Origin of the sequence: Micromonospora sp. NBC_01796 (assembly GCF_035917455.1) — a bacterium.
Lineage (GTDB): Bacteria > Actinomycetota > Actinomycetes > Mycobacteriales > Micromonosporaceae > Micromonospora_G.
On the sequence record NZ_CP109078.1, the window covers coordinates 126,624 to 151,585 of the forward strand.

The window sequence follows — 24,962 nt, forward strand, 5'->3', positions numbered from 1 at the left end:
GCTCGGATTGCTGGCTTGATCAGCAGGCTGTCTTGTAGTTCGCTGCAACCCATGTCTGAAAGCACATGGCCGTCCTGGGTACGGCAAGCACGTCCTGGAGCACGCGGGGGTGGTCCGGCTATGCGGCCGAAGACTCCCAGCTCACCCTACTTCGGCGAGGACTTCAGCGACTGGCCAAGCGTCACCCGCAGTCTGCTTGCCGCCCAACCACTGAGTGGACCAGATTTGGTGAGGACGGTACTTGCAAGCTGGGAGTCAATCTTCCATTCACGGCTCGGCAGCGGATTCCACATTGGTCGAGAGATCAAGCCGACGCCACAGGTGATGGGATTCCTGCTACACGCACTAATCCCCCTGGAACTGGCAAGAACCCATTCGGGTTGGCGAGCAGAGCTCGCCGCACGTGACAAAGATCTCGTCTACGTCCCGGACGAACGATACTCGATCGAGATTAAGACGTCCTCGCATCCGAGCCAGATCTTTGGTAACCGAAGCTTCGGCGTGGACAACCCTGGCACAGGAAAGAAAGCCAAGGACGGCTACTACCTAACGGTGAACTTCGAGAAATGGCCCGCCGACAGCAACAGAATTCCTCGGATCCTGATGATTAGATTCGGCTGGCTGGACCACACGGACTGGGTGGCACAGAGGGCAGAGACTGGACAACAGTCGGCTCTCCCTGCACTCGTGGACAATAATCAGCTGCTTGTTCTCTACACCGCAGACTCAGAAGAGCTGCTGTTCTGACGCCTCTAAGCGCGTAATTGCAAGGTCCAGGTAGTCTGACCGGAGATCAAAGCCTACGCTCACTCTTTTGTGCTGCCGGGCCACAACGCAAGTGGTTCCTGAACCAACGAAAGGATCAAGCACAAGTCCACCGATCGGGCTGGAAGATTTAATCACGCGCTCAACGAGAGCTGATGGAAACTGGGCCGGGTGCGGTGTCCGCTCCCGGCTTGCCCGGTTGGTTCCTGAGGTAACCTTTGGAATCTGCCATACGTCGCTTGGATTTTTTCCGAGAGGATTGCATTTAAGCTTCCCATTCTTTTTTTGGTTTGGATACTTGACGTCAGGGTCGCGGACCGGGTCCAGATCAAAGTAGTAGCCTTCTGGATCGCGCACGTACCACAGAAGCTTTTCGTTCCGAGGCGAGAACGACTTGCGCGAAGCTACGCCGGCACCGTAGTTCCATACCACTTCTTGAAGCAGGTAGAACGGACTTTGATCCCATAGCAGATACGGTAGTGGCACCGCTTTGCCTCGGTCCGCTACGGATACGTATCCGACGTTTAGCCAAAAAGATCCGGATGGAAGAGTCAGGTCATAGATTCTGCTCATCCACTTGCCGCACCAGGCAACGTAATCGGCAAGAGGGAGGACCCTTTCGTACTCTTTACCAATGTTGTAGGGCGGGCTTGTCATTGTCAAGTCGAAGCTTGGCTGACTCAGTCGCTCCATGAGCGCAGTGCAGTCGCCCTGATAAAGGAGTACATCTTCCGACTCGTAGTACGGGGTTCCCAACTCTGCTTTGATCTCCGCAAGCTGCCGCACCAGGCTACCTTCCTTGCCGCACATCGATTACTGTCTGTAGCTTCCAGGGCGTGCCCCGCATTACCTTACTTCCTCAAATGTTTCAGTCACGGTAGCCACCACTACACGCCGACGGTGACTCCCTTGTAGTAATCCCACTACGCCTCGTGCTTGAAGGATCGGGCGGTGAGGGGACGCCCGGCAGGACAGGCAGGCAGACAGGCAGACACACAGACACACAGACACGCAGGAAAGTTTGTAGGGCCTTCCGACCGGGCGAGGCAGCTCGAGCCAAGAGCACGGATACGACCAATCGACAGCAAGTCCCACCCGGGCTGACTCGTGGATGCGCTCACCGATGACCAGCAACAGGCGTTGACCACGCAGGTTCGCGCCCCCGACGGGGCTGCGGCGTCTCGTTTCGACGTCCACTTGCCGGCCGGCCTTGGACCGTCGCTGGGCCGTCTGGGCCGTCGTTGGACCGTCAGATGCCGACCAGCACCGCCCAGCAATGACCAACGATGCCGAGAGGGTACAGCCTTGATCGTGACTGTGACCTGGTGGGCGACGAACGAGTCGACCTGTACGCGAGATTTTGCCCCACTGGGCTGAAGATCTGCCGGCTAAAATCATGACCGCGCCCCGACCTCCGCCGGAGCCGTTCCTACTAGTCAGAGGCGGTTTCCACGTCTCGTGGTGGGTAGAGGATTCGAACCTCTGAAGCTTCCGCAACGGGTTTACAGTCCTGCCCTGGAGGCCCTTGCACCTGACCGATCCGGGTGACATCAGGTTGGGTGGCGGCGGGTCCAGCCGAGAAATCTGGCGAACAGGTCCGCCGGGTCAGGGCCGGGGTTCGGCTTCAGGCGGTAGAGGTCGGCGGCAGCCTCATGCAGGACCGTCGAGAGGTAAATGGCGAGCGAGACGCGGTCGTGGGCGTACTCATGCCAGAGGTGGAGGCGGGCGGGGGCGCAAGGCCAGGGGGCGGCGCCGGTCCGGCAGATCCAGAGCGGGCGCAGCGGGAGATGTTGGCGTTGCCGTAGTGGCGGGGTGGTCACCAGCGACCGCCGTTCGCGCGCCAGCGCTGAGCGGGGGTGGGGTAGCTGGGGCGGCCGACACGGGGGTTGGCGACGGTGAGCGCGTCCCAGTTCGGGCGGTTGTCCCGGTCGGGGCGGATGGCGGGACCCGACTGGGGCTCGTACGGGACCGGTGTGCGGCGGTCGGGGCAGGACGCCCAGCGCAGGCCACAGGAACACCAGCGACGGAACCTGCGCCAGGTGCAGCGGTGGGTGGGTGCCAGGGGGATCGGTTTAAGCGCTCTCCGCTTGGGCATACCGACGAGCTTCGCAAGGGGTTGACGACTCGTCAACCCCCCTATTGGCAACTTGCCAACTCCATTCGTCGGATGGTGCGCCGATGCAGGTGATGGCGCTCGCCGAGGTGGCCGACTTCCTCGGGGTCAGCCGCCAGCGAGCCGCGATCCTGGTCGATCGAGCTGACTTCCCCGCTCCGATCGCCACCCTCACCGTGGGCCGCATCTGGTCGGCAGCAGACGTCCGCACGTACACCGAGAAGCGGAACCGGCGGATGGACGGCTCGGACGCGGGCTGACCGCGACGGGCCTGGCCGGGACTGCGGGGCTGCGGTTCCGACGGGCTCCTGGCGATAATGGGCGCGATGATCCAGGCCCTCGAACTCACCAAGCAGTATCGCCGGGTGCGAGCCGTGGACGGTGTCAGCTTCACTGCCGTACCGGGCAGGGTTACCGGGTTTCTCGGGCTCAACGGCTCGGGCAAGACCACGACGCTGCGGATGCTGCTCGGGCTGAGCCGACCGACGTCCGGCGACGCGCTGATCAACAACAAGCGGTTCCGTGACCTCGCGCATCCGCTGCGACAGGTCGGCGCGGTCCTCGAACAGGGCATCAGTCATCCGGGTCAGACCGGTCGGGCGCACCTGATCTCCCAGGCGATCGCGGCCGGTGCACCCCGGTCCCGTGCGGACACCCTGCTGGAGTACGTCGGGTTGGCGTACGCCGCCGACCAGCGCAGCGGCGACTACTCGCTGGGGATGCGCCAGCGTCTCGCGGTGGCGACCGCGCTGTTGGGAAATCCGGCGGTGCTCATCCTGGACGAGCCGGCGAACGGGCTCGACCCGGAGGGCATCGCGTGGCTTCGTCAACTGCTGCGCGACCACGCTCGCGAGGGTGGGACCGTACTCATCTCCAGTCACCTGCTGGCCGAGCTGGCGCAGCTCATCGATGACGTGGTGATTATCGCCAAAGGCCAGGTCAGGTGTACGGCACCGCTCGCCAGCCTCTACGGCGCCACAACCCGCAAGCTTCGGGTACGCGGCCGCGACCCGCAACGCCTGTGGCGGGCGTTCGAGGATGCCGGTGGCAGTGTGACCACGGACGGACACGCACTGGAAGTGGTCGGACTGTCCCCCGAGGACGCAGGTGAGATCGCGTTCGGTGCGCAGGTGCCCATCTACGAGCTGACCGTCGACGCCCCGAACCTCGAACAGATCTTCCTCGACCTGGCGGCCGCCTGATGATCGCTCCCGTACGCAGTGAGCTCTACCGAGCGGCGACGATCCGATCCAGTTGGATCTCGATAGCCATCCTCGGCACGGTCGGCGCGTTGTTCGGCTCGTTCAACGTCGACTCATGGGTGCTGCTGACCTGCCTCGGCGCGTTCGGGCTGGCCGTGATGACCGTCGCCCAGCACTACCAGCACCGTACGGTGGTGTTGCTCTACCTGGCCCAGCCGAAGCGGGCGCTGGTGTTGGTCGCCCAGGTCATCGCGAGCGTGGTCGTCGCCTCGGGAGTCGCCGCGGTGAGCGGTGCCACCGTGCTCGCCAAGGGTGACGTGACCCAGTACCGGTACACCTTGACCGTCGTGCCGATCATGGCCGTCTTCGGTGCCGCCACCGCGGCGATCGTGCGTCGTCCGACCTGGCTGTTCCTGGGGTGCGCGGGCTGGTTCGTCTTCATCGAGGGGCTGGTCGGCCGGTTGAAGGCACCGCTGCCGTTCTCCGCCTTCCTGGGCAGCGGTGCCGGTGAGCGCGACAGTCTGCTGATCGCCGCCGCCTGGGCGGTCCTGGCGTTGGTGGGCGCGGTCATCGCCATCCGCCGCGACCTGACCGGCGACTGACCAGTCGTTCGGCGCGTTCGCCGCTGGCGCGCCGGAACCGTGTGCCGCGCCCACACATCGCCCGTGAGGTCAGGGGTTGCCGTAGAGGCCGGTCAGGGTGCCGGTACCGATCGCCGCCGCCTCGATCGCCTTACGCGCCTCGCCGGCTTCGGTGCCGGCCGGCAAGCCGATCTTCTTCTCCAGGGCGTACACGGTGAACTGGTAGCGGTGAACGCCGCTGGGCGGGCAGGGCGGAGTCCAGGTCGCGCCACCGTTGGAGTTCGACGCCTGGAGCAGGTCGGCTGACAGGTCACCGGCCGGGATCTCCTTCGTGGCGGCCGGGATGTCGTAGGCGATCCAGTGCACGTACGTGAAGCCCGGTGCGTCCGGGTCGTCGACGATGACCGCGAACGCGGCCGCGTCCCCGACGTCACCGGACCAGGCCAGCGGCGGGCGCTCGCTGCCGCCCTTGCAGGTGTGCCGCTCGGGTATCCGCGCACCCTCGGCAAAGGCCGAACTGGTGACCGTGATCGTCTTCGCCGGACCGGCCGACGTCATCGGATCCGGCGTCGGCGTCAGACTCGGCGCCGATGTCGGATCGGGCGTCGGTGCAGTGTCCTGCCCGCATCCGGTCAGCAGCGAGCCGACCACCACCAGTACGATCAGGCTGGCCGACCGGGTCACCGCCCGTAGCCGGCCTCCCCGTATGGGCCGCCCTGGTTCCACAACCGACCGCTGTCCCATCCCCCGTGTCCTCTCCCCCGTTAACGTGGCAATGCTGCGTACATCGACGAAGCTACCGGGACCGACCGGGTCGCGAAGCCCCGTGAGCAGCGGCCATACCGCGTAACACCTGCGTTACCTGCGACTGGCACGATCCACAATGTTCGCTCCCCTGTCCGGAGGTACTGCGTTGTTCCTCACCCGACACGAGCAGGACCGGTTGCTCATCCACGTCGCCGCCGACGTCGCTTGGCGCCGGCGAGAACGTGGGCTACGGCTGAACCACCCGGAAGCGACGGCGGTGATCACCGCGTTCCTCTTGGAGGGGGCGCGCGACGGTCGCAGCGTCGCCGACCTGATGGACGCCGGCCGGCGGGTGCTCGGCCGCGAGGACGTCCTCGAAGGGGTGCCCGAGATGTTGCCCGAAGTGCAGGTCGAGGCAACTTTCCCGGACGGTACGAAGCTGGTGACCGTACACGACCCGATCTCGTAGGCCAGGGGCCCGCAGCGGCTCCGTTGGGAAGGTGGACCACATGATCCCGGGCGAGGTGCTTCCTGGTGCGGGCGACATAGAGATCAATGCCGGTCGACCGGTGCTGACCCTGCCGGTCAGCAACACCGGCGACCGGCCGGTGCAGGTCGGCTCGCACTACCACTTCGCCGAGGCGAATCCGGCGTTGGAGTTCGACCGATCCGCCGCCTGGGGCCACCGACTCGCCGTACCCGCCGGCACCGCCATCCGCTTCGAACCCGGCATCACCCGCGACGTACCCCTGATCCCCCTAGCCGGCACCCGCACAGTCCCCGGCCTCCGCTCCGCCTCCGCCGGCCCCCTCGACCCAGTCGACCAGCGCGCCGACCAGCGCGTTGATCATGAAGTTAGCGCAGATTTCAGGCCGAAAACCGTCGCTAACTTCATGATCAACGAGGCGAGCGAGGGCGAGCCGGGCAGCGGCGCGGGCGGCAGCGGGGGTGTGGTGTGAGCACGATGGATCGGCGGCGGTATGGCGCGCTGTATGGGCCTACGGCCGGGGACCGGATTCGGCTCGCGGACACGAATCTGCTGGTCGAGGTCGAGGAGGACCGCTGCGGGTACGGGGACGAGGCGGTGTTCGGCGGGGGGAAGGTGATTCGGGAGTCGATGGGGCAGTCGATGGCTACCCGGGCCGAGGGTGCGCCGGACACGGTCATCACGGGTGTGGTGGTGCTCGATCACTGGGGCATCGTGAAGGCGGATGTCGGAATCCGGGACGGTCGGATCGTGGCGCTCGGCAAGGCCGGCAACCCGGACACCATGGACGGTGTGCACCCCGACCTGGTCATCGGACCGGGCACCGAGATCATCTCCGGTAACGGGAAGATCCTGACCGCCGGTGGGATCGACAGTCACGTACACCTGATCTGTCCACAGATCCTGGAAACGGCGCTGGCCAGCGGGATCACCACGATCATGGGTGGTGGCACCGGCCCGGCCGAGGGGACCAAGGCGACCACGGTGACGCCGAACGCCTGGTACCTGGCCCGGATGCTGGCCTCGATCGACCCGTGGCCGGTGAACGTACTGCTGCTCGGCAAGGGCAACACGGTCCGCGAAGAGTCCATGTGGGAGCAGTTGCGCGGCGGCGCGGGCGGCTTCAAGCTGCACGAGGACTGGGGCACCACCCCGGCCGCGATCGACGCCTGCCTGCGGGTCGCGGACGCCTCCGGGGTGCAGGTGGCGATCCACACCGACACCCTGAACGAGGCCGGTTTTGTCGCCGACACGCTGCGCGCGATCGGCGGCCGATCGATCCACGCCTATCACACCGAGGGGGCGGGTGGCGGGCACGCGCCGGACATCATCACCGTCGCCGCCGAGCCGAACGTGCTGCCGTCGTCGACGAACCCGACCCGGCCGTACACGCGCAACACCCTCGACGAGCACCTCGACATGCTGATGGTGTGCCACCACCTGAACCCGACCGTGCCGGAGGACCTGGCGTTCGCGGAGAGTCGGATCCGGCCGAGCACGATGGCGGCCGAGGACGTGTTGCACGACCTCGGGGCGATCTCGATGATCGGGTCGGACGCGCAGGCGATGGGGCGGGCCGGCGAGGTCATCCTGCGTACCTGGCAGACCGCGCACGTGATGAAGGCCAGGCGCGGCTCGCTGCCCGGTGACGGGGCCGCGGACAACCAGCGGGCCCGGCGGTACGTGGCCAAGTACACGATCTGCCCCGCGATCGCGCACGGTATCGACGCCGAGGTCGGCTCGGTCGAGAAGGGCAAGCTCGCCGACCTGGTGCTCTGGGATCCGGTGTTCTTCGGCGTACGCCCGCACCTGGTCATCAAGGGCGGCATGATCGCGTGGGCGCAGATGGGTGACGCCAACGCCTCGATCCCGACCCCGCAACCGGTCCTGCCCCGCCCCATGTTCGGCGCGTACGGCACCGCGCCGGCCCAGACCAGCCTGGCGTTCGTCGCGCCGGCCGCGATCGAGGACAAGCTCGGTGAGCGGCTCGGGTTGGGTCGACGGCTCGCCCCGGTGGCCGACGTCCGGTCGCGCGGCAAGGCGGACATGCCGCTCAACGACGCGCTCCCCCGGATCGAGGTCGAGCCGGACACGTTCACCGTCCGGATCGACGGCGCGGTGATCGAGCCCGAACCGGCGACGGAGCTGCCGATGGCCCAGCGCTACTTCCTCTTCTAGCCGACATGTCCTCGCTGGCCACGTTGTTGGTGCTCGCCGACGGGCGGCTGCCCGCCGGTTCGCACGCCCACTCCGGTGGGCTGGAGTCGGCGGTCGCCTCGGGCAGGTTGCGGGACCTGGCCGGGCTGGCCGAGTTCCTGCGGGGCCGGCTCGCCACCACGGGCCGGGTCGGCGCGGCGTTCGCCGCCAGCGCCTGCGCCGGCCGGGTGCCGGCCGCCGACCTGGACGACGGCCTGGACGCGCGTACGCCCTCACCCGCGCTGCGGCGGGCGTCGCGTGCCCAGGGCAGGGCACTCGTACGCGCCGGACGGGCGATCTTCGGCCCGGTGGCGCTGCCGGTCGGGGTTTCCCCGGCCGGTCTGCACCAACCGGTGGCGCTCGGCCTGGTGGCGGCTGCCGCCGGACTGGGCCCGACCGAGGCGGCGGTGGCCGGTGCGTACGGGTCGGTCAGTGGTCCGGCCAGCGCCGCCGTACGCCTGCTCGGTCTTGACCCGTACGCGGTCCATGCCCTGCTTGCCGGTCTGGCCGGCGAATGCGACCGGCTGGCGGCCGACGCTGCCGGCCGGGTGGATGATCCGGTCGACGACCTGCCTGCCGACTCCGCTGTCCTGCTGGAGATCGGCGCCGAACTGCACGCGAGCCAGGAGGTGCGTCTCTTTGCATCCTGATACCTCTCACCCGGCCGGTACGCCGCACGTGCACGACCCGGACGAGCCGCCGCACACCCATCCCGATCCGGGCGTAGATCCGCATCCGCCGCTGGCCGGATCATCGGCCGATGGTGGTCGGGCGTTGCGGATCGGAATCGGCGGGCCGGTCGGTTCCGGCAAGACCGCGCTGGTCGCGGCGCTGTGCCGGACGCTGTCGGCGGAGCTGCGGCTGGCGGTGGTGACCAACGACATCTACACCACCGAGGACGCGGACTTCCTGCTCCGGCACGGTGTCCTGCCGGCCGAGCGGATCCGGGCGGTGGAGACCGGGTGCTGCCCGCACACAGCGATCCGGGACGACATCTCCGCCAACCTCGACGCGGTCGAGGAGTTGGAGGCGACGCTCGGGCCGCTGGACCTGGTACTGGTGGAGAGCGGCGGCGACAACCTGACCGCGACGTTCAGCAAGGGGCTGATCGACCAGCAGATCTTCGTGGTCGACGTGGCCGGCGGTGACAAGGTGCCACGCAAGGGCGGGCCCGGGGTCACCGGCGCCGACCTGCTCGTGATCAACAAAACGGACCTGGCGCCGCTGGTCGGGGCCGACCTGTCGGTGATGGCCCGGGACGCGGGGGCCCGCCGGGGTGACCTGCCGACCGTCTTCCTCTCCCTGGTCCAGGACCGCTCGGCAACCCCCGTCGCCGACTGGGTACGCACCCTCGTCGCGAATCGGGTGCCGCCACTCACCACCCCGGACAGCAGTGGCCTCACGCGGCAAACCGACTCGGACCACGGCAGCGTCGTGCGGCAAACTGACTCGGACCGGACCGGGGTTACGCGGCGACCGGCCTCGTACTGATGCGGGCGGTCGCCCGGATCGTGGCGGTGGCGGACGGCTCGCGGGGAACGAGGCTGACCGAGCTGCGCGGGGAGGCTCCGCTGCTGGTGCGGCGTACCGGACCCGATGGCGACCCCGGCGAGGTGCAGGTGCACCTGGTCGGGGGCGCGGCCGGACCGCTCGGCGGGGACCGGCTACGGATCGAGATCGAGGTGGGCGCGGGCGCGCTGCTGTGCGTACGGACCGTGGCGGCGTCGTTGGCGCTGCCGGGGGCGGGCGGTGGGCAGTCCCTGCTGGAGGTGGTGGCACGGGTGGCGGCGGGAGGTCGGCTGCGGTGGCTGCCCGAGCCGCTGATCGGGGCCGCGCGCTGTGATCACCTCTCCCGCTCGGTGCTGGAGCTGGCGGAGGGCGCCGCCCTGGTCTGGCGCGAGGAGCTGGTCTGCGGGCGGCACGGCGAGCCGGTCGGTGACGTACGGATCAGCACGACCGTGCGCTACGCCGGCCGTACGCTGCTGCGCAACGAACTGGCGGTGGGGCCGAGGGCGCCGGGCTGGGCGGGTCCGGCGGGGCTCGGCGGTGCACGGGTCACCGGAACACTCCTGCGGGTCGACCCGACCTGGACCGGGAGCGGGCTGCCGGAGGCGGCACCGCTGGGAGCGTACGCCGCCCGGCTGCCACTGGCCGGCGGACCGGCCGTACTTGTCAACGCGACCGGCCCAGACCTCGCCACGGTCCGGGGCGCCATGCGTGGTGACCCCGAGTTGGCCACCGCGAGCCCCGAGCCAGCCGGGATCGTCGGCTGCTGAACCCTGTTCCGGTGGGTGTGTCACAGGGCTGAGCAGCCGACGATCGAGGATCCGCTCGAGGCGGCGGGTCCGGAGGGAGGGGTTCCGCTTCGCGGTGATCGCGGAAGGAAATAGGGTTCGCGTTCGAGGCCGGAAACCGGGAGGACGCGCATGATCTGGATCCTGTTGGGTGCCGCGATTCTCAGCGAGGTGAGCGCGACCATCGCGCTGCGGATCTCCGAGGGGTTCTCGAAGCTGGTTCCGTCGGTGATCGTCGTGATCGGCTACATCATCGCCTTCGTACTCCTCGCCGAGGTGCTGAAGCGGGGGATGCCGGTCGGTGTCGCGTACGGGGTCTGGTCGGCCATCGGGGTGGCCCTGGTCGCGGTGATCGGTGCCGCGTTCCTGGGTGACAGCCTCACCTGGATCCAGGTCGGTGGGCTGGTGCTGGTGATCGCCGGAGTGGCCGCCCTGGAGTTGGGCGCGCGTCACTGACAGTGCCGCCCACTAGGGCTCAACGACCGTCCGCAATCGCCGGACCTGCACCGATGCTCCGCAGTACGGTGACCGAATGCGACCCGTGCCGTGGTGGGCCCTACTCTCCGCCATCGGTGCCCCGTTCTTCCTGATCGGCGGCTGGACCGCCGGGGCGGCTCGTCAACCCGACCATTACGACCCGGTCTTCGACACCATCAGCGTGCTCGCCGGGCCCGGTGCGACCGACCCGTGGATCATGCAGCTCGGTTTGGCCGCCGCCGGGGCCTGCTACCTGGTCACCGCGATCGGGTTGGTGCTGGCCGGGGTGCTGGGCCGGGCCCTGCTCGCCCTCGGCGGGATCGCCACCGGCCTGGTGGCACTGTTTCCGCAACCGGAGAACGGCGGTTCGGACGAGCACGCGTTTGTCGCCGGGACCGCCTTCGTCGCGCTCGCCCTCTGGCCGCTGGCATCCACGGTGGCACTGCGGGACCGGTTCTGGCCGACCTGGGCCGACCCGACCGCGCCCCGCCCCTGGGCGGTACGCCGACCCGCCGCGATCATCGCGAGCCTGGTCCCGATCGGGCTCTGTGCCTGGTTCGGCGTCGAGATGTTCAGTCGTGGCCCGTGGATCGGGCTGACCGAGCGGTTCGCCGCCGGGGCCGAGTCGATCTGGCCGATGGTGGTGGCGATCAGCGCCCGCCTGGCCCCGTCCGCGCTGCCGGCCGCCGGGACCGACTCGGCGACCGAACCAAGCCCGGTCGAGTGAGCCGACCCCGCCGAACCGAGCACCACCCGCGAGACTGAGCCACCCGACCACCGCCGCCCGACCACCGCCGCCCGAGGGGCATAATCGCCGCTGCCCGAGGGGCCGGATCACCGCCGCCCAAGGGCCGGATCACCGCCGCCCAAGGGCCGGATCACCGCCGCCCAAGGGCCGGATCACCACCGCCCCAGAGGTTGGATCACCACTTCACGAGCAGGCCGAGGGTGTCGCCGACACATTGTGTGCAGCGATGGACGTCTATATGATTCCCGGCACCCAGCACCACCACCGTCAGGCACCCGTGATCCGGAGGCCCCCATGTCCCTCTCCCGGCGCACCCTGCCCCTGCTCACCGCTCTTGCCGTACTGATCGGTTCGGTTGTCGTCGGCGCCGTCCCCGCCGCCGCAGCCCCCGGTCCCCCGCCCGCTTCGATGTCCAGCCTGGGTGACTCGATCACCCGCGGTTTCAACGCCTGCGGCTGGTACGTCGACTGCACCTCGCGCTCGTTCAGCACCGGCGACAACTCGTCGGTGAACCCCCACTACCTGCGTATCCGGGCCGTCAACCCGGCCATCAACGGTCGCAACCACAACGACGCCCAGACCGGGGCCGACTCGGCGGACCTGCTCGGTCAGGCCAACAGCGCGGTCTCCCGTGGGGTCCAGTACGTGACCGTGCTGATCGGCGCCAACGATGCCTGCACCGGTTCGGAGTCGAGCATGACGACGGTCGGCACCTTCCGGGCGAACGTCGACGCCGGGCTGAACCGGCTGAAGTCCGGCCTGCCCGGCGCCCGGGTGTACGTGATCAGCGTGCCGGACATCCAGCGGCTCTGGTCGGTGGGCCGGGACAGCGGCAGTGCCCGTACGGCGTGGTCGCTGTTCGGCATCTGCCAGTCGATGCTGGCGAATCCGACCTCGAACGCGCAGGCCGACGTCGACCGGCGCAACCGGGTACGTCAGCGCGTGGTCGACTACAACGCCCAGCTCGCCGCCGCCTGTGCCGCGTACGGCGCCAACTGCAAGTTCGACAACAACGCGGTGTTCAACTACCCGTTCGCGCTGAACCAGCTTTCGAGCTGGGACTACTTCCACCCGAACGCCACCGGTCAGCAGGTCCTGGCCAACGTCACGTACGCCGCCGGCTTCGGCTGGTAGCAGGTTCCCGGTCCGGGGCGGCCGACCGTGCGGACGGCCGCCCCGTACGGGCTAGACGGCGAGCAGGCGGTGCACCGACTCGTCCTGGAGATCGGCGCGCTCGCCTGAGCGGGCCACCTCGCCCGCGTCGAGGATGACGAACCGGTCGGCGATCCGCAGTGCCAGTTCGAGGTACTGCTCGACCAGCAGGATCGCCAGTCCCAGTTCGCTGTGCAGCCGCTCGATCGCGGCCTCGATCTCCAGGATGATCGACGGTTGGATGCCCTCGGTCGGCTCGTCGAGCAGGAGCATCTTCGGCCGGGTGACCAGGGCCCGGGCGATGGCGAGTTGCTGTTGCTGGCCGCCGGAGAGGAAACCGGCCCGGCGGCGCAGCAGCGGTGGCAGGGCCGGGAAGAGGTCCAGCGCCTCGTCCACCGCGCTCTTGTCGCCGCCGCCGGGTGACGCCTCCAGCGCCACCTGGAGGTTTTCCCAGACGGTGAGCTGGGGGAAGGTCTCGTGCCCCTGCGGCACGTAGCCGAGGCCGAGGCGTACCCGCTCGTGGGTCTTGAGGCGGGTGATGTCCCGGTCACCGAACTCGATTTTGCCCTTCTTCGCCGGCAGCACACCCATGATCGCCTTGAGCAGGGTGGTCTTGCCGACCCCGTTGCGTCCCATCACGCAGACCAGTGACCCGCCGGGCGCCCACAGGTCCACCCCGAACAGGGCCTGCGCCCGCCCGTACGCGACGTCCAGTCCCGACACCCGCAGCAACTAACCCGCCTCCTTGATCAGCTCGGTGCTCTCCTTGCGGGTCCGGCCGAGGTAGACCTCCTGCACCCGTGGGTCGGCCTGAACCTGTGCCACCGTTCCCTCGCAGAGCAGCCGGCCCTCGTGCAGGACGCTGACCGTGCTGGCGAACCGGCGCAGGAACTCCATGTCGTGCTCGATCACGATCACGGTGTGTTCCCGGGCCACCTCCTGGAGCAGTTCGCCGGTGCGTTCCCGTTCCGGCCGGCTCATTCCGGCCACCGGCTCGTCCAGCAGCAGCAGGCTCGGTCGCTGGACGACCAGCATCCCGATCTCCAGCCACTGCCGCTGGCCGTGCGAGAGGACCCCGGCGGGGCGGTCCGCGAGCGCGGTCAGCCCGGTCGTCTCCAGTGCCGCGGCGACCTCGTCGGAGGTGCCCCGGCGACGGCGCAGCAGGGCGCCGAGCGGGCGCCGGAAGCTGGCCGCGAGGTCGAGGTTCTCCAGCACCGACAGTTCCTCGAAGACTACCGAGGTCTGGAAGGTGCGCCCGACGCCGAGCCGGACGATCCGGTGCTCGCGCCGGCCGACCAGTTCGGTGCCGTCGAAGGTGACCGAACCGGAGGCGGGTTTGGTCAGCCCGGTGATCACGTCGATCAGGGTGGTCTTGCCGGCACCGTTGGGCCCGATCAGGAAACGCAGCTCACCGGCGGCGACGGTGAAGTCGAGATCGGTGATGGCCCGGAACCCGGAGAAGGTGACGTTCAGCCCGCGTACCCGGAGCAGTTCGGTCATCTCGCCACCTCGCTCGGCTCGGGCGCCGCGGCGGCCGGCGTGGTCGCCGCCGGCGGGTCCGTGGCCCCCGCCGGCTGGTCGGGCGTGACCGTCGATCGGGTACGCCTGCGGCGGCGCACCACTGCCCGCCCGTCGGCGAGGAGTCCGGCGAGTCCGCGCGGTGCCCAGATCATCACCGCGATGAACATGGCGCCCTGTAGGTAGATCCAGTTGTCGGCGGACTCCTCGCTGAAGACCGTCTTGGCGTAGTTGACCAGCAGCGCCCCGCCGACCGCCCCCGCGAGGGAGTAGCGACCGCCGATGGCCACCCCGACGAGGAGTTCGAGGGAGGCGACGATGCCGAGGTTGGCCGGGCTGAGCAGGCCGACCATGGGCACGAACAGGGCACCGGCGAGCCCGGCCATGCCGGCCGAGATGGCGAACGTGATGGTCTTGACCACGGCCGGGTCGTAGCCGAGGAAACGTACCCGGTCCTCGCCGTCGCGGATCGCGACCAGGAGTTTGCCGAACCGGCTGTGGCTGAGCTGCCAGGCGATCAGGAACGTCACCCCGAGCACCAGCACCACGACCAGGTAGAGCAGGCGTTTGTCGGCCGGGTCGTAGAGGTCGAGGCCGAAGAAGAACTGGAAGTTGGTCAACCCGTTGGTGCCACCGGTCAGGCCCTGCTGGCCGACCAGCAGGATGACGAACGCCGCCGCGAGCGCCTGGGACAGTACGGCGAAGTAGGCGCCCCGGACCCGCTGGCGGAAGACCAGCAGGCCGAGCAGGACCGCCACGGTCACCGGCAGCAGGACCGCCATGGCGAGGGCGAAGACCGGGTTGGCGAACGGTCGCCAGATCGCCGGCAGGCTCTCCACCCCGCTCCAGACCATGAAGTCGGGCAGCCCGCCCGGTCCGGCCTCGCGCAGTTTGAGGTGCATACCCATGGCGTAGCCGCCGAGGCCGAAGAAGACGCCCTGGCCGAGGGTGAGCATGCCGCCCCGCCCCCAGGCCAGGGCGATCCCGACGGCGACGATGGCGAAGCAGAGGTACTTGCCGAGCAGGTCCAGCCGGAACGGCGAGAGCAGGTTCGGCGCGGCCAGGAACAGCAGGGCCACCACGAGGAAGAGCACCGGCCCGGCGACCCGGCCCCGCCACCTGCCGGCGGCGGCGACCTGCGGGGCGGTCATGCCAGCCCCCTGGTCCGGACCACGAACATGCCCTGCGGCCGGACCTGGAGGAAGGCGATGATCACGGCGAACAGCACCACCTTGGCGAAGCTGGCGCCGTTGTCGACCCAGAACTCGACGAAGCTGTTCAGGATGCCGAGGGCGAACGCGGCGATCACCGCCCCGCGCAGTTGCCCGAGTCCGCCGGCCACCACGACCAGGAACGCGTCGACGATGTAGTTCGTGCCGAGGGTCGGTCCGACCGGGCCGATCAGGGTGAGCGCCACCCCGGCGACCCCGGCCAGGCCCGACCCGATGAAGAAGGTGAGCTGGTCGACCCGGCCGGTGGCGACGCCGCTGACGGCGGCGAGCTGCCGGTTCTGCATCACCGCGCGCATCCGCCGGCCGTGTCGCAGCTTGGTCAGGTAGGCCCAGATGCCGAACACGCAGGCGGCGGCGAGCAGCATGATGAAGATCCGGTTGTACGGCAGCCGTACGCCGCCGAGGTCCAGGCCGCCGGTGAGCCAGCCGGGTGCGCGTACCTGGACGTTGGGGGCGCCGAAGATGTCCCGGGCCACCTGTTGCAGGACCAGGCTGACACCCCAGGTGAGCAGCAGGGTGTCCAGCGGGCGGCCGTAGAAGTGCCGGATCGCCAGCCGTTCCAGGATCAGCCCGAGCACGCCGCCGACCAGGAACGCGACCGGGATGGCGGCCGGGACCGCCTGCGCCCCGAACACCGGTTGCAGCAGGTACGCGGTGTACGCCCCGGCCATGATGAACTCGCCGTGCGCCATGTTGATGACGCCCATCTGGCCGAACGTGAAGGTCAGGCCGAGCGCGATCAGCAGCAGGACCGCGCCGATGCTCGCGCCGATGACCAGTTGGTTGAGTGTCGCCACCGGTGACTCCTCCTCCCGTCGCCGCCGGTCAGGACAGCCCGCTCGCCCAGGGATAGCCCTTGAGGTACGGATCGGGCTTGATCGGCTTGCCGGAGTTCCAGACCTCCTTGATCTGCCCGTCGGGCTGGACCAGGCCGATCCTGGCGGTCTTGAAGACGTGCTGGTTCTCGCCGTCGATGGTGACGGTGCCCTCGGGGGCGTCGAGGGTGATCCCGCCGGCCGCCTGCTTGACCGCCGCGACGTCGACGCTGCCGGCCTTCTTGACCGCCTCGGCCCAGAGGTGGACGGCGTTGTAGCCGGCCTCCATCGGGTCGGAGGTGACCTTGTTGGCGCCGTACTTGGCCTTGAACGCCTTGACGAAGGTGTCGTTACGGGCGCCGGCCGTGGTCTGGTAGTAGTTCCAGGCGACCAGGTGTCCGGCGACGTTGTCCGCGCCGATGCCGACGACCTCCTCCTCGGCGACGCTGACCGAGACCGTGGGCATGGTCTGGGCGGTGATGCCGGCGCTGCGCAGCTGCTTGAAGAAGGCGACGTTGCTGTCCCCGTTGAGGGTGTTGAAGACGGCGTCCGGCTTGGCCTGCTGGAGCTTGTTGACCACGGTGCTGTACTCGGTGTGGCCCAGCGGGGTGTACTCCTCGCCGAGGACCTGCATCCCGTTCGCGGCCGCGTACGCCTTGATGATCTTGTTGGCGGTACGCGGGAAGACGTAGTCGCTGCCGACCAGGAAGATCTTCTTCTTGCCCTGTTCGGCGAGGTAGTCCAGGCCGGGCACGATCTGCTGGTTGGTGGTGGCCCCGGTGTAGAAGATGTACGGCGAGCTTTCGAGGCCCTCGTACTGGACCGGGTACCAGAGCAGCGCCTTGTTGCGCTCGAAGACCGGGAGCATCGCCTTGCGGCTGGCCGAGGTCCAGCCACCGAAGACGGTTGCGACCTTGTCCTGCGAGATCAGCTTCTGTGCCTTCTCGGCGAAGGTGGGCCAGTCCGACGCGCCGTCCTCGACCACCGGCTCGATCTTCTTGCCGAGTACGCCACCGGCGGCGTTGATCTCCTCGATGGCGAGCAGCTCGGCGTCCCGGACGGTGACCTCGCTGATCGCCATCGTGCCGCTCAGCGAGTGCAGGATGCCGACCTTGATGGTGTCCGATCCCCCGGCCGAGCTGCCGGGATCCTCGACGCAGCCCGTGGTCAGCAAAAATGTCGACAATATACAGAGAACGGCTAGCCGGTTGCGCAAACCTCGTGCCATCCGGGGCTCCCTCGAGTCGATGTCAGAGTGCCCGCCACCGTAGGGACGAGGGATTTCAAGTATCTGAGTACATCGATGTCGTAAATGTTAACGGCCCCTCACAGCCGCCCGGAGCAGCAGGTGAGGGCTCGCCACGGCCCTGGTCAGGGGCTATACATCACGGGTATACACCATCATGTAGAGTGCTCCGCATGTCAATCGGGCAGACCTTCCTCGGACTCCTGGAGTCCCGCCCCCGCCACGGTTACGACCTCAAGCGGGCCTACGACGAACGCTTCGGACACGGCCGACCCCTGCACTACGGGCAGGTCTACTCGACCCTGGCCCGGCTGCTGAAGAGCGGCCTGGTCGAGGTCGACGGCGTCGAACCGGGCGAAGGCCCCGAACGCAAGCGGTACGCGGTCACCACAGCCGGGGTGACCGACGTACAGAGCTGGCTGGCCAGCCCGGAGAAGCCCGACCTGTACCTCCAGAGCACCCTCTACACGAAGGTCCTGCTCGCCCTGCTCACCGAGCGGAACGCGGCCGAGATCCTGGACGTACAGCGGGCCGAACACCTGCGCCTGATGCGCGAGCTGACCGTACGCAAACTCAACGGCGACCTGGCCGACCAGCTCATCTGCGACCACGCCCTGTTCCACCTGGAAGCCGACCTGCGCTGGCTGGAGCTGACCACCGCCCGGCTCGACCAGCTCGCCGCGACGGTGCGCAAGTGACGCCCGACCCGGGACAGGAGAAGGACATGACCACCGACACCCCGAAGCCCGGCCCCGGCGAACCCCTGCTGCTCGGGCTCGACCTGCACAAACGGTACGGGCCGACCCCCGCCCTGGACGGGGCGTCGATCACCGTACGGGCCGGCGAGGTGGTGGCCGTGATGGGTGCGTCGGGCTCCGGCAAGTCGACACTGCTGCACTGCCTGGCGGGCATCGTCACGCCCGACTCCGGCCAGGTCCGCTACCGGGACCGGGAGCTGTCCGCGATGTCCGACGGCGAGCGCAGTGCGCTGCGCCGGGGCGAGTTCGGCTTCGTCTTCCAGTTCGGCCAGCTCGTACCCGAGCTGACCTGCCTGGAGAACGTGGCCCTGCCGCTGCGGCTGGACGGGGTCCGGCGCCGGGAGGCCGAACGGCGGGCGGCGGAGTGGCTGGAACGGCTCGAGGTGAACGACGTGGCCGGCAAGCGGCCGGGTGAGGTCTCCGGCGGGCAGGGCCAGCGGGTGGCGGTGGGCCGGGCACTGGTCACCGCACCCCGGGTGGTCTTCGCCGACGAGCCGACCGGGGCGCTGGACTCGCTCAACGGCGAACGGGTGATGCGGCTGCTCACCGAGGCCGCCAAGCAGAGCGGGGCGGCGGTGGTGCTGGTCACCCACGAGCCACGGGTGGCCGCGTACTCCGATCGTGAGGTGGTGGTCCGCGACGGCCGCGCCCGCGACCTCGAACTGGTGGCGCCGTGAGCCGCCGCTCCGGCCCCGTCCGCTGGCGCGACGACCTGCTGCTCGGCGCCCGGATGGTGTTCGTGGGGGGCCGGGAGGGACTGCTCCGGACCGTGCTGGCCGCGGTCGGCGTCGGTCTGGGTGTGTCGCTGCTGCTGGTCGCTGTCTCCATCCCGAACATGCTCGACGACCGGTCCGCGCGCGGCGAAGCCCGCGAGGACCAGTCGTACGGAGAGGAGCTGACCACCGCCGCCGCCGACACGATGCTGGTCGCCCGGTTCGACACCACCTACGGTGCGCACTCCATCCGTGGCCGGGTGCTGCAACCGGAGGGGCCGGACGCCCCGGTGCCGCCGGGCCTTCACCGGCTGCCCCGTCCGGGCGAGATCGTCGTCTCACCCGCCCTGGCCGACCTGCTCGCCTCACCTGAGGGTGCCCTGCTCCGGCCCCGGCTCGACCACCCGGTCGTCGGCACCATCGGCGACCCGGGCCTGACCGGCCCCCGCGAGTACGCCTTCTACCTCGGCAGCGACCAGCTCGCACCGGACCAGTCCCCGGTCGCGCGGATCGACCACTTCGGTGAGCCGAGCACCAACGACGGCCTCGACCCGGTACTGCTGCTGTTGGTGGCGATCATCCTGGTGGTGCTACTGCTGCCGATCGCCGTGTTCATCGGGACCACGGTGCGGTTCGGCGGCGAACACCGGGACCGCCGGCTGGCGGCACTGCGGCTGGTCGGCGCCGACCGGCGGATGGCAACCCGGATCGCGGCCGGGGAATCGCTGGTCAGCGCCCTGCTCGGGCTGGCCGCCGGGGCGCTGTTCTTCCTCGCCGGGCGGCAGCTCGTCACTTTCGTCTCGCTGCGCGAGATCAGCGTCTTCCCGTCCGACGTCCGACCGGACCCGGCGCTGGCCGTACTGATCCTGCTCGGTGTGCCGGTCACGGCGGTGGCGGTGGCGCTGCTCGCCCTGCGCCGGGTGGTGATCGAGCCGCTCGGCGTGGTCCGCCGGGCCGCCGGCACCCGACGGCGGCTCTGGTGGCGGCTGATCATGCCCGTCGTCGGCGCCGCGCTGCTCCTCCCCCTCTTCGGCCGGGTCAGCCAGACCGGGGAGCCGGCCAACCAGGCACAGATCACCGTCGGCGTGGTGCTCCTGCTCGGCGGGGTCACCACGGTTCTGCCCTGGCTGGTGGAGGCGGTCGTGGGCCGGCTGCGCGGTGGCGGCGTCTCCTGGCAGCTCGCCACCCGGCGGTTGCAGCTCGACAGCGCCGCCTCCGCCCGGATGGTCAACGGGGTGGCGGTCGCGGTCGCCGGTGGGATCGCGTTGCAGATGCTCTTCTCCGGCATCTCGCCCGACTACCAGCTCCGGACCGGCGCGGATCCCGACCGCGCCACCATGACCGCCACCATCCCGCTGGACAGCACCAACGGCGCCAACCCCGCGACGATCGCCGAACGGCTGCACACCACCACCGGCGTCCGGTCCGTGTTCCACGTCGAGCGGACCGGCATCGCGCTGACCGAGGGACCGGCCGGTCCGGACGGGGAGCGCCAGCGATGGCCGCTGTTCGTCGGCGACTGCGCCGCCCTGGCCGAACTGGCCACCGTGGGCACCTGCGCCGACGGGGACACGTTCGCCGTCGACATCCCCGACCAGCTCTCCGGCCCGCTGCCCACGCCCGGTCAACGGGTCGAGGTCGGTTCGCCGTACGAGGGCAGCACCCCCGGCCGACCGTGGACCGTACCCGCCCTGCGTGTGGTGTCGCCCCGGCCCTCGCCGGACGGCGCACTGCACGCCGGGGTGCTGGCCACCCCCGGGGCGGTGGACATGGCCGCCGTCCCGAACCAGAGCATGCTCGTCTACGTGGGGCTGGACCCGGCGGCGCCGGACACGGTCGAGCGCGTACGCAACACCGCGGCGGGCATCAGTCCGCTGATCGACATCTGGCCGCTGCGATCCTCGACGGAGGACACCACGTTCCGCGACATCCGCCGGGGGCTGTTCATCGGGGTGGTGGCAGTTATGCTGCTGCTCGGTGCGAGCCTGCTGGTCACCACGTTGGAGCAGTTGCGGGAACGGCGCCGGCTGCTCGCCGTGCTGGTCGCGTTCGGCACCCGGCGCAGCACGATGACCTGGTCGGTGCTCTTCCAGACCGCCGTGCCGGTGACCCTCGGACTGGCCCTGGCCGCCCTGCTCGGCACCGCCCTGGGTGCGGCCCTGCAACGGGTGGTGCAGGGCCCCGTACGGGTCAACTGGGTGAACCTGGCCCAGCTCTCCGGCGTGGCCGCCGGGGTGGTGCTCCTGGTGACCGTACTCAGCCTGCCGGCGCTCTGGCGGCTGATGCGCCCGGACGGGCTGCGTACCGAGTAGTGACAGCCGCGAAGGGCCCCTCTCCGCGCCGGAGCGGGGCCCTTCGCGGTCAGTAGGTCAGCGGGCGGCGAGGCGGGCGGCCCGGGCGTCGCGCTTCTCCTCGAACCGGGACGCCGCCTTGTCCAGCTCCTCCAGTTGCGCGCCGAGCTGCTCGCGGGCTGCCTCGCCGTCGGCGTCCAGGCCGGTGCGGTTCCAGACGTCCCACTGGCGCAGCACCGGCACCAGCACCTCGTCGCGGTGCTGACGCAGGTCGTAGATGCCGGCCAGGGCGATCGCCACCGACTTGCGGGCGAAGCCGTCGATGCCTGCGCCCGGCATCGCGAAGTCGGCCGCCACGTCCGCCACCGCCCGCATCGCCTGGCTCGGTGACAGCTCGAACGCGGCGTTGAGTAGGTTGCGGTAGAAGATCATGTGCAGGTTCTCGTCGGCCGCGACCCGGGCGAGCAACTGCTCGCAGAGCGGGTCGCCGGTGACCCGGCCGGTGTTGCGGTGCGAGATCCGGGTGGCGAGTTCCTGGAACGACACGTACGCCAGCGAGTGCAGGACCTCGTTGGAGTGGGCGTTGGTGTACCCAGTGGACATGTGGACCATCCGGGCCCGCTCCAGCGCCACCGGGTCGACCGCCCGGGTGACGGTCAGGTAGTCGCGGATCGCCACACCGTGGCGACCCTCCTCGGCGGTCCACCGGTGCACCCAGGTCCCCCAGGCGCCGTCGCGACCGAACAGCGTCGCGATCTCGTGGTGGTACGAGGGCAGGTTGTCCTCGGTGAGCAGGTTGACCACCAGCGCGGTCCGGGCCACCTCGGGAAGCTCGAAGTCCTCCGGGGACCAGGCCTCACCACCGAGCAGCCCGTCGAACGTACGCCCGTCGCTCCACGGCACGTACTCGTGCGGGAACCACTCCTTGGCGACCGCGAGGTGCCGGTCGAGGTTCTGGGCGACGACGGAGTCCAGCTCGGTCAACAGCGCGGTCTGGCTGAGCGGACGGGTGATGGCGGCAGTCACAGGCTCTCCCTACGGTGGCGTAAGTTACGCTACCGTAGGTCAAGCCGGACCGCAGCGCCAGTCCGCCCGCCCAGCCGGATCGCTCGCCCAGCCGGATCGCCCGAGCCGCCCTCGGGCCGCCCGACGGTCAGCTGACCAGGGGACGCAGGTCCTCGACCGGCGGCGTCCAGTCGTCCGGGGTCGCCGGCACCTGCTCGCCCGAGCGGATGTCCTTCACCTCGTCCACCGCCCCTTCGGCACCCGGGAACCACACGTACGGGATCCCGCGCCGCTCGGCGTACCGGATCTGCTTGCCGTACTTCGCGGCGGACGGTGAGACCTCGGTGGCGATGCCGCGCCTGCGCAGCGCCGACGCGATCCGGTCACCGGCCGACCGGTCCTCCTCCGCCCCCAGTGCCACCAGGACGCAGGTCGGTACCGAACGGGAGACGTTCAGCTCACCGGCGCCGAAGAGCAGGCCGAGCAGCCGGGTCACTCCGATCGAGATGCCCACACCGGGGAAGGTGGTCGAACCGGCGGTGGCCAGGTTGTCGTAACGGCCACCGGAGCAGATCGAGCCGAACCGCTCGTAGCCCCGCATCTGGGTCTCGTAGACCGTACCGGTGTAGTAGTCCAGGCCGCGCGCGATGCGCAGGTCGGCGACGCAGAGGCCGGGCGAGTGCGCGGCCGCCGTCTCCACCACCGTCGCCAGCTCGGCGAGCCCCTCGTCGAGCAGTGGGTGCTCCACCCCGAGGGCGCGAACCGCGTCCGCGAACGAGGCGTCCGGGCTGCGGATCGTCGACAGGGCCAGGCATCCCTTGGCCTGCGCCTCGGTCGCACCGGCGGTCTCGACCAGCAGCGCCGCGACCTTCTCCGGTCCGAGCCGGTCGAGCCGGTCCACCGCGCGCAGTGCGGCTTCCGGATCGGTCAGCCCGAGGCCCCGGTAGAAGCCCTCGTTGACCTTGCGGTTGTTGACCTGGATCACGATCGGTGGGATCGGCAGGCCGCCGAGGGCGTCGCCGATGACCAGCGGCAACTCGGCCTCGTAGTGCGTCGGCAGGGTGTCCCGGTCGACGATGTCGATGTCGGCCTGGAGGAACTCGCGGTAACGCCCCTCCTGCGGGCGCTCGCCCCGCCACACCTTCTGGATCTGGTAGCGCCGGAACGGGAACTGCAACTTGCCGGCGTTCTCCAGCACGTACCGGGCGAACGGCACTGTCAGGTCGAAGTGCAGGCCCAGGGCGTCGTCACCGTTCGGTCCGCCCGGATCCTCCTGCAACCGGCGCAGCAGGTAGACCTCCTTGGAGGTCTCCCCCTTGCGCAGGAGCTGGTCCAGTGGCTCGACCGACCGGGTCTCCAGCGGCGCGAAGCCGTACAGCTCGAAGGTGCGCTGAATCCGGCCGATCACGTACTGCTCGATCATCCGCTGCGGCGGGGCCCACTCGGGAAAACCGGAGATGGGCGTGGGCTTGCTCATGACGCTCCTTGAACTCCCGCGGGGCACGCGGGCGGGATCTGGGTGACGCGGGGCGCGGGCTTACCGGCCTCGGCGGGAACCGGCCGGTCGCGCTTCGTCGGGCGAGGCGACCTGACGCAGGTGCGGGTTGCTCCCGCGCTCACGGCCGATGGTGGTCCGGGGTCCGTGGCCGGGCAGGACGACGGTGTCGTCGGCGAGCGGGAGGACCTTGTCCCGCAGGCTGGTCAGCATGGCTGGCATGCTGCCGCCCGGCAGGTCGGTGCGACCGATCGAACCGGCGAACAGGACGTCTCCGGAGAGGCAGATCTGATCCGCGTCCCACTGCGAGCCGGCCCCCGGCAACCGGAACATCACCGACCCGCCGGTATGGCCGGGTGCATGGTCGACGGTGATCTCCAGCCCGGCGAGGGTCATGGTCGCCCCGTCGGTCAGCTCGGCCACGTCGTCCGGCTCGGTGTAGGGCAGCCGACCGCCGAGGAGCTGTTCCAGGTCGATCGAGATCCCCTTGCTCGGGTCGGCGAGCAGTTCCAGGTCGGCCGGGTGCACGTACGCGGTGATCCCGCGGGCGCCGCAGACGGGTGCGACGGAGAAGACGTGGTCGAGATGGCCGTGGGTGAGCAGGACGGCGGCCGGCTGCAACCGGTGCTCGGCGAGTAGCTCGTCGAGGCGGTCGACCACTCCGATTCCCGGGTCGACCACGACACACTGCTCTCCCGGCGCGGTCGCGACCACGTAGCAGTTGGTGCCGAAGGCATCCGCGGGAAACCCGGCGACGAACACGTCCGCTCCCCTCCCGTAGACGTTGGCGTCCCCCGCAGCCTATCCGCCCGTCCGGTCGCGTGCCGCGCCGCACACACGGGCGGCGAGGGTGACGGGTGGGCGATCGGGGCGGCACCGGACCCGGACACCGGGCGCCGTACGGCACAGACAAGGCCGGTCGAGTCGGCCGACGTGGGGGATATATCCGATAGAACGGTCCGGAACGGCGGCGGTGGACGGTCCGGAGGCACAGATTCACGTAGCGGCCACCTCGTACACCACATTCTCAGCCGATAGCCGTACACTCTGGCGGGCGTGTGGCGTGGCGCACTTGACGCCCGACGGCGAGAACGTGGCCGTCCGCCACGACCAGGGTAGAGGGAAAA

Annotated in this window: 28 protein-coding genes; 16 read left to right on the forward strand and 12 right to left on the reverse strand. The window is 69.5% G+C overall.

Going from position 1 to position 24,962, the window contains the following annotated elements:
• The first annotated feature begins 120 nt into the window (after window positions 1–120).
• Window positions 121–747, forward strand: coding sequence for a ScaI family restriction endonuclease (locus OIE47_RS00550; protein WP_326559478.1), 627 nt, complete (start codon window positions 121–123; stop codon window positions 745–747).
• Here OIE47_RS00550 and OIE47_RS00555 read toward each other — a convergent pair.
• From OIE47_RS00555 to OIE47_RS00565, 3 genes are all read right to left on the reverse strand, one after another.
• Complete coding sequence (locus tag OIE47_RS00555; RefSeq protein WP_326559479.1) at window positions 727–1,551, reverse strand: DNA-methyltransferase; 825 nt, start codon at window positions 1,549–1,551, stop codon at window positions 727–729. The genes OIE47_RS00550 and OIE47_RS00555 overlap by 21 nt on opposite strands.
• A 764-nt stretch (window positions 1,552–2,315) precedes the next feature.
• Window positions 2,316–2,585: a hypothetical protein gene (locus OIE47_RS00560; RefSeq protein WP_326559481.1), complete on the reverse strand. Its 270-nt coding sequence runs from the start codon at window positions 2,583–2,585 to the stop codon at window positions 2,316–2,318.
• On the reverse strand, window positions 2,582–2,860 hold the full coding sequence (locus tag OIE47_RS00565; protein ID WP_326559482.1) for a hypothetical protein: 279 nt from the start codon (window positions 2,858–2,860) through the stop codon (window positions 2,582–2,584). Before OIE47_RS00565 ends, OIE47_RS00560 begins: the two co-directional genes overlap by 4 nt.
• An 83-nt stretch (window positions 2,861–2,943) precedes the next feature.
• Between OIE47_RS00565 and OIE47_RS00570 the strand changes: the two genes are divergently transcribed.
• The 3 genes from OIE47_RS00570 to OIE47_RS00580 all read left to right on the forward strand — a co-directional run bounded on the left by OIE47_RS00570 (window position 2,944) and on the right by OIE47_RS00580 (window position 4,682).
• Window positions 2,944–3,138 (forward strand): DNA-binding protein, encoded by a 195-nt coding sequence (locus tag OIE47_RS00570; RefSeq protein ID WP_326559483.1) that lies wholly within the window; start codon window positions 2,944–2,946, stop codon window positions 3,136–3,138.
• A 66-nt stretch (window positions 3,139–3,204) separates the two neighbouring features.
• Complete coding sequence (locus tag OIE47_RS00575) at window positions 3,205–4,080, forward strand: ATP-binding cassette domain-containing protein (RefSeq protein ID WP_326559484.1); 876 nt, start codon at window positions 3,205–3,207, stop codon at window positions 4,078–4,080.
• Window positions 4,080–4,682, forward strand: a complete 603-nt coding sequence (locus OIE47_RS00580) for a hypothetical protein (protein ID WP_326559485.1) — start codon at window positions 4,080–4,082, stop codon at window positions 4,680–4,682. The genes OIE47_RS00575 and OIE47_RS00580 overlap by 1 nt, the downstream gene beginning before the upstream one ends.
• A 69-nt stretch (window positions 4,683–4,751) precedes the next feature.
• On the opposite strand, the gene OIE47_RS00585 is transcribed toward OIE47_RS00580, so the two are convergent.
• Window positions 4,752–5,345, reverse strand: a complete 594-nt coding sequence (locus OIE47_RS00585; RefSeq protein WP_326559486.1) for a YbhB/YbcL family Raf kinase inhibitor-like protein — start codon at window positions 5,343–5,345, stop codon at window positions 4,752–4,754.
• Between the two features lie 229 nt (window positions 5,346–5,574).
• Here OIE47_RS00585 and OIE47_RS00590 point away from each other — a divergent pair, with 229 nt between their 5' ends.
• From OIE47_RS00590 to OIE47_RS00630, 9 genes are all read left to right on the forward strand, one after another.
• Window positions 5,575–5,877, forward strand: a complete 303-nt coding sequence (locus tag OIE47_RS00590; protein WP_326559487.1) for an urease subunit gamma — start codon at window positions 5,575–5,577, stop codon at window positions 5,875–5,877.
• 40 nt (window positions 5,878–5,917) lie between these two features.
• Window positions 5,918–6,367 (forward strand): urease subunit beta, encoded by a 450-nt coding sequence (locus OIE47_RS00595; RefSeq protein WP_326559488.1) that lies wholly within the window; start codon window positions 5,918–5,920, stop codon window positions 6,365–6,367.
• A gap of 5 nt (window positions 6,368–6,372) precedes the next feature.
• Window positions 6,373–8,073 carry an urease subunit alpha gene (locus OIE47_RS00600; protein ID WP_442792126.1) on the forward strand — a complete coding sequence of 567 codons (1,701 nt, stop codon included), beginning with the start codon at window positions 6,373–6,375 and terminating at the stop codon, window positions 8,071–8,073.
• A gap of 5 nt (window positions 8,074–8,078) precedes the next feature.
• Window positions 8,079–8,741, forward strand: coding sequence for an urease accessory protein UreF (locus OIE47_RS00605; RefSeq protein ID WP_326559490.1), 663 nt, complete (start codon window positions 8,079–8,081; stop codon window positions 8,739–8,741).
• The gene (gene ureG / locus OIE47_RS00610) at window positions 8,731–9,582 is read left to right on the forward strand and encodes an urease accessory protein UreG (protein WP_326559491.1); all 852 of its coding nucleotides are present in this window, start codon (window positions 8,731–8,733) and stop codon (window positions 9,580–9,582) included. Before OIE47_RS00605 ends, ureG begins: the two co-directional genes overlap by 11 nt.
• Window positions 9,582–10,367, forward strand: a complete 786-nt coding sequence (locus OIE47_RS00615) for an urease accessory protein UreD (protein ID WP_326559492.1) — start codon at window positions 9,582–9,584, stop codon at window positions 10,365–10,367. The genes ureG and OIE47_RS00615 overlap by 1 nt, the downstream gene beginning before the upstream one ends.
• A gap of 150 nt (window positions 10,368–10,517) precedes the next feature.
• Window positions 10,518–10,841 carry a DMT family transporter gene (locus tag OIE47_RS00620; RefSeq protein ID WP_326559493.1) on the forward strand — a complete coding sequence of 108 codons (324 nt, stop codon included), beginning with the start codon at window positions 10,518–10,520 and terminating at the stop codon, window positions 10,839–10,841.
• Window positions 10,842–10,917: 76 nt separating this feature from the next.
• Window positions 10,918–11,589 (forward strand): DUF998 domain-containing protein, encoded by a 672-nt coding sequence (locus OIE47_RS00625; protein WP_326559494.1) that lies wholly within the window; start codon window positions 10,918–10,920, stop codon window positions 11,587–11,589.
• Window positions 11,590–11,904: 315 nt separating this feature from the next.
• Window positions 11,905–12,744, forward strand: coding sequence for a GDSL-type esterase/lipase family protein (locus OIE47_RS00630; protein WP_326559495.1), 840 nt, complete (start codon window positions 11,905–11,907; stop codon window positions 12,742–12,744).
• Between the two features lie 51 nt (window positions 12,745–12,795).
• Here the strand turns inward: OIE47_RS00630 and urtE are convergent, their stop codons facing one another.
• From urtE to urtA, 5 genes are read right to left on the reverse strand one after another with little or no spacing between them, the layout of a single operon-like run.
• Window positions 12,796–13,485 (reverse strand): urea ABC transporter ATP-binding subunit UrtE, encoded by a 690-nt coding sequence (gene urtE, locus OIE47_RS00635; RefSeq protein WP_326562958.1) that lies wholly within the window; start codon window positions 13,483–13,485, stop codon window positions 12,796–12,798.
• Window positions 13,486–13,494: 9 nt separating this feature from the next.
• A complete protein-coding gene (urtD, locus tag OIE47_RS00640; RefSeq protein ID WP_326559496.1) occupies window positions 13,495–14,262 on the reverse strand; it encodes an urea ABC transporter ATP-binding protein UrtD in 768 nt (255 codons plus the stop codon).
• A complete protein-coding gene (gene urtC / locus OIE47_RS00645; protein ID WP_326559497.1) occupies window positions 14,259–15,431 on the reverse strand; it encodes an urea ABC transporter permease subunit UrtC in 1,173 nt (390 codons plus the stop codon). The genes urtD and urtC overlap by 4 nt, the downstream gene beginning before the upstream one ends.
• Window positions 15,428–16,309 carry an urea ABC transporter permease subunit UrtB gene (gene urtB, locus OIE47_RS00650; protein WP_326559498.1) on the reverse strand — a complete coding sequence of 294 codons (882 nt, stop codon included), beginning with the start codon at window positions 16,307–16,309 and terminating at the stop codon, window positions 15,428–15,430. The genes urtC and urtB overlap by 4 nt, the downstream gene beginning before the upstream one ends.
• A gap of 28 nt (window positions 16,310–16,337) precedes the next feature.
• Window positions 16,338–17,501 (reverse strand): urea ABC transporter substrate-binding protein, encoded by a 1,164-nt coding sequence (gene urtA, locus OIE47_RS00655; protein WP_326559499.1) that lies wholly within the window; start codon window positions 17,499–17,501, stop codon window positions 16,338–16,340.
• 245 nt (window positions 17,502–17,746) lie between these two features.
• On the opposite strand from urtA, the gene OIE47_RS00660 reads away from it, so the two are divergent.
• The 3 genes from OIE47_RS00660 to OIE47_RS00670 are packed head-to-tail and all read left to right on the forward strand — an operon-like array spanning window position 17,747 to window position 21,356.
• On the forward strand, window positions 17,747–18,271 hold the full coding sequence (locus tag OIE47_RS00660; protein ID WP_326559500.1) for a PadR family transcriptional regulator: 525 nt from the start codon (window positions 17,747–17,749) through the stop codon (window positions 18,269–18,271).
• A 26-nt stretch (window positions 18,272–18,297) separates the two neighbouring features.
• Window positions 18,298–19,008: an ABC transporter ATP-binding protein gene (locus tag OIE47_RS00665; RefSeq protein WP_326559501.1), complete on the forward strand. Its 711-nt coding sequence runs from the start codon at window positions 18,298–18,300 to the stop codon at window positions 19,006–19,008.
• Window positions 19,005–21,356, forward strand: coding sequence for an FtsX-like permease family protein (locus OIE47_RS00670; RefSeq protein WP_326559502.1), 2,352 nt, complete (start codon window positions 19,005–19,007; stop codon window positions 21,354–21,356). Before OIE47_RS00665 ends, OIE47_RS00670 begins: the two co-directional genes overlap by 4 nt.
• A 57-nt stretch (window positions 21,357–21,413) precedes the next feature.
• Here OIE47_RS00670 and OIE47_RS00675 read toward each other — a convergent pair whose 3' ends face one another.
• The 3 genes from OIE47_RS00675 to OIE47_RS00685 form a co-directional block, all read right to left on the reverse strand.
• Entirely contained in the window at window positions 21,414–22,361 is a 948-nt protein-coding gene (locus OIE47_RS00675; RefSeq protein ID WP_326559503.1) for an acyl-ACP desaturase, read from the reverse strand.
• 127 nt (window positions 22,362–22,488) lie between these two features.
• On the reverse strand, window positions 22,489–23,817 hold the full coding sequence (hisS, locus tag OIE47_RS00680) for a histidine--tRNA ligase (RefSeq protein ID WP_326559504.1): 1,329 nt from the start codon (window positions 23,815–23,817) through the stop codon (window positions 22,489–22,491).
• 60 nt (window positions 23,818–23,877) lie between these two features.
• Window positions 23,878–24,597, reverse strand: a complete 720-nt coding sequence (locus OIE47_RS00685; protein WP_326559505.1) for an MBL fold metallo-hydrolase — start codon at window positions 24,595–24,597, stop codon at window positions 23,878–23,880.
• Window positions 24,598–24,962: the final 365 nt, after the last annotated feature.

What these genes read in the sequence shown, in the direction of transcription:
- OIE47_RS00600 (WP_442792126.1), top strand. Translation starts at nt 6,373, where the DNA reads ATGGATCGGCGGCGGTATGGCGCGCTGTATGGGCCTACGGCCGGGGAC.
- OIE47_RS00595 (WP_326559488.1), top strand. Translation starts at nt 5,918, where the DNA reads ATGATCCCGGGCGAGGTGCTTCCTGGTGCGGGCGACATAGAGATCAAT.
- OIE47_RS00615 (WP_326559492.1), top strand. Translation starts at nt 9,582, where the DNA reads ATGCGGGCGGTCGCCCGGATCGTGGCGGTGGCGGACGGCTCGCGGGGA.
- OIE47_RS00605 (WP_326559490.1), top strand. Translation starts at nt 8,079, where the DNA reads ATGTCCTCGCTGGCCACGTTGTTGGTGCTCGCCGACGGGCGGCTGCCC.
- hisS (WP_326559504.1), bottom strand. Translation starts at nt 23,817, where the DNA reads ATGAGCAAGCCCACGCCCATCTCCGGTTTTCCCGAGTGGGCCCCGCCG.
- OIE47_RS00630 (WP_326559495.1), top strand. Translation starts at nt 11,905, where the DNA reads ATGTCCCTCTCCCGGCGCACCCTGCCCCTGCTCACCGCTCTTGCCGTA.
- OIE47_RS00665 (WP_326559501.1), top strand. Translation starts at nt 18,298, where the DNA reads ATGACCACCGACACCCCGAAGCCCGGCCCCGGCGAACCCCTGCTGCTC.
- urtD (WP_326559496.1), bottom strand. Translation starts at nt 14,262, where the DNA reads ATGACCGAACTGCTCCGGGTACGCGGGCTGAACGTCACCTTCTCCGGG.
- OIE47_RS00575 (WP_326559484.1), top strand. Translation starts at nt 3,205, where the DNA reads ATGATCCAGGCCCTCGAACTCACCAAGCAGTATCGCCGGGTGCGAGCC.
- OIE47_RS00580 (WP_326559485.1), top strand. Translation starts at nt 4,080, where the DNA reads ATGATCGCTCCCGTACGCAGTGAGCTCTACCGAGCGGCGACGATCCGA.
- OIE47_RS00620 (WP_326559493.1), top strand. Translation starts at nt 10,518, where the DNA reads ATGATCTGGATCCTGTTGGGTGCCGCGATTCTCAGCGAGGTGAGCGCG.
- OIE47_RS00570 (WP_326559483.1), top strand. Translation starts at nt 2,944, where the DNA reads ATGCAGGTGATGGCGCTCGCCGAGGTGGCCGACTTCCTCGGGGTCAGC.
- OIE47_RS00550 (WP_326559478.1), top strand. Translation starts at nt 121, where the DNA reads ATGCGGCCGAAGACTCCCAGCTCACCCTACTTCGGCGAGGACTTCAGC.
- OIE47_RS00625 (WP_326559494.1), top strand. Translation starts at nt 10,918, where the DNA reads ATGCGACCCGTGCCGTGGTGGGCCCTACTCTCCGCCATCGGTGCCCCG.
- OIE47_RS00565 (WP_326559482.1), bottom strand. Translation starts at nt 2,860, where the DNA reads ATGCCCAAGCGGAGAGCGCTTAAACCGATCCCCCTGGCACCCACCCAC.
- OIE47_RS00660 (WP_326559500.1), top strand. Translation starts at nt 17,747, where the DNA reads ATGTCAATCGGGCAGACCTTCCTCGGACTCCTGGAGTCCCGCCCCCGC.
- urtC (WP_326559497.1), bottom strand. Translation starts at nt 15,431, where the DNA reads ATGACCGCCCCGCAGGTCGCCGCCGCCGGCAGGTGGCGGGGCCGGGTC.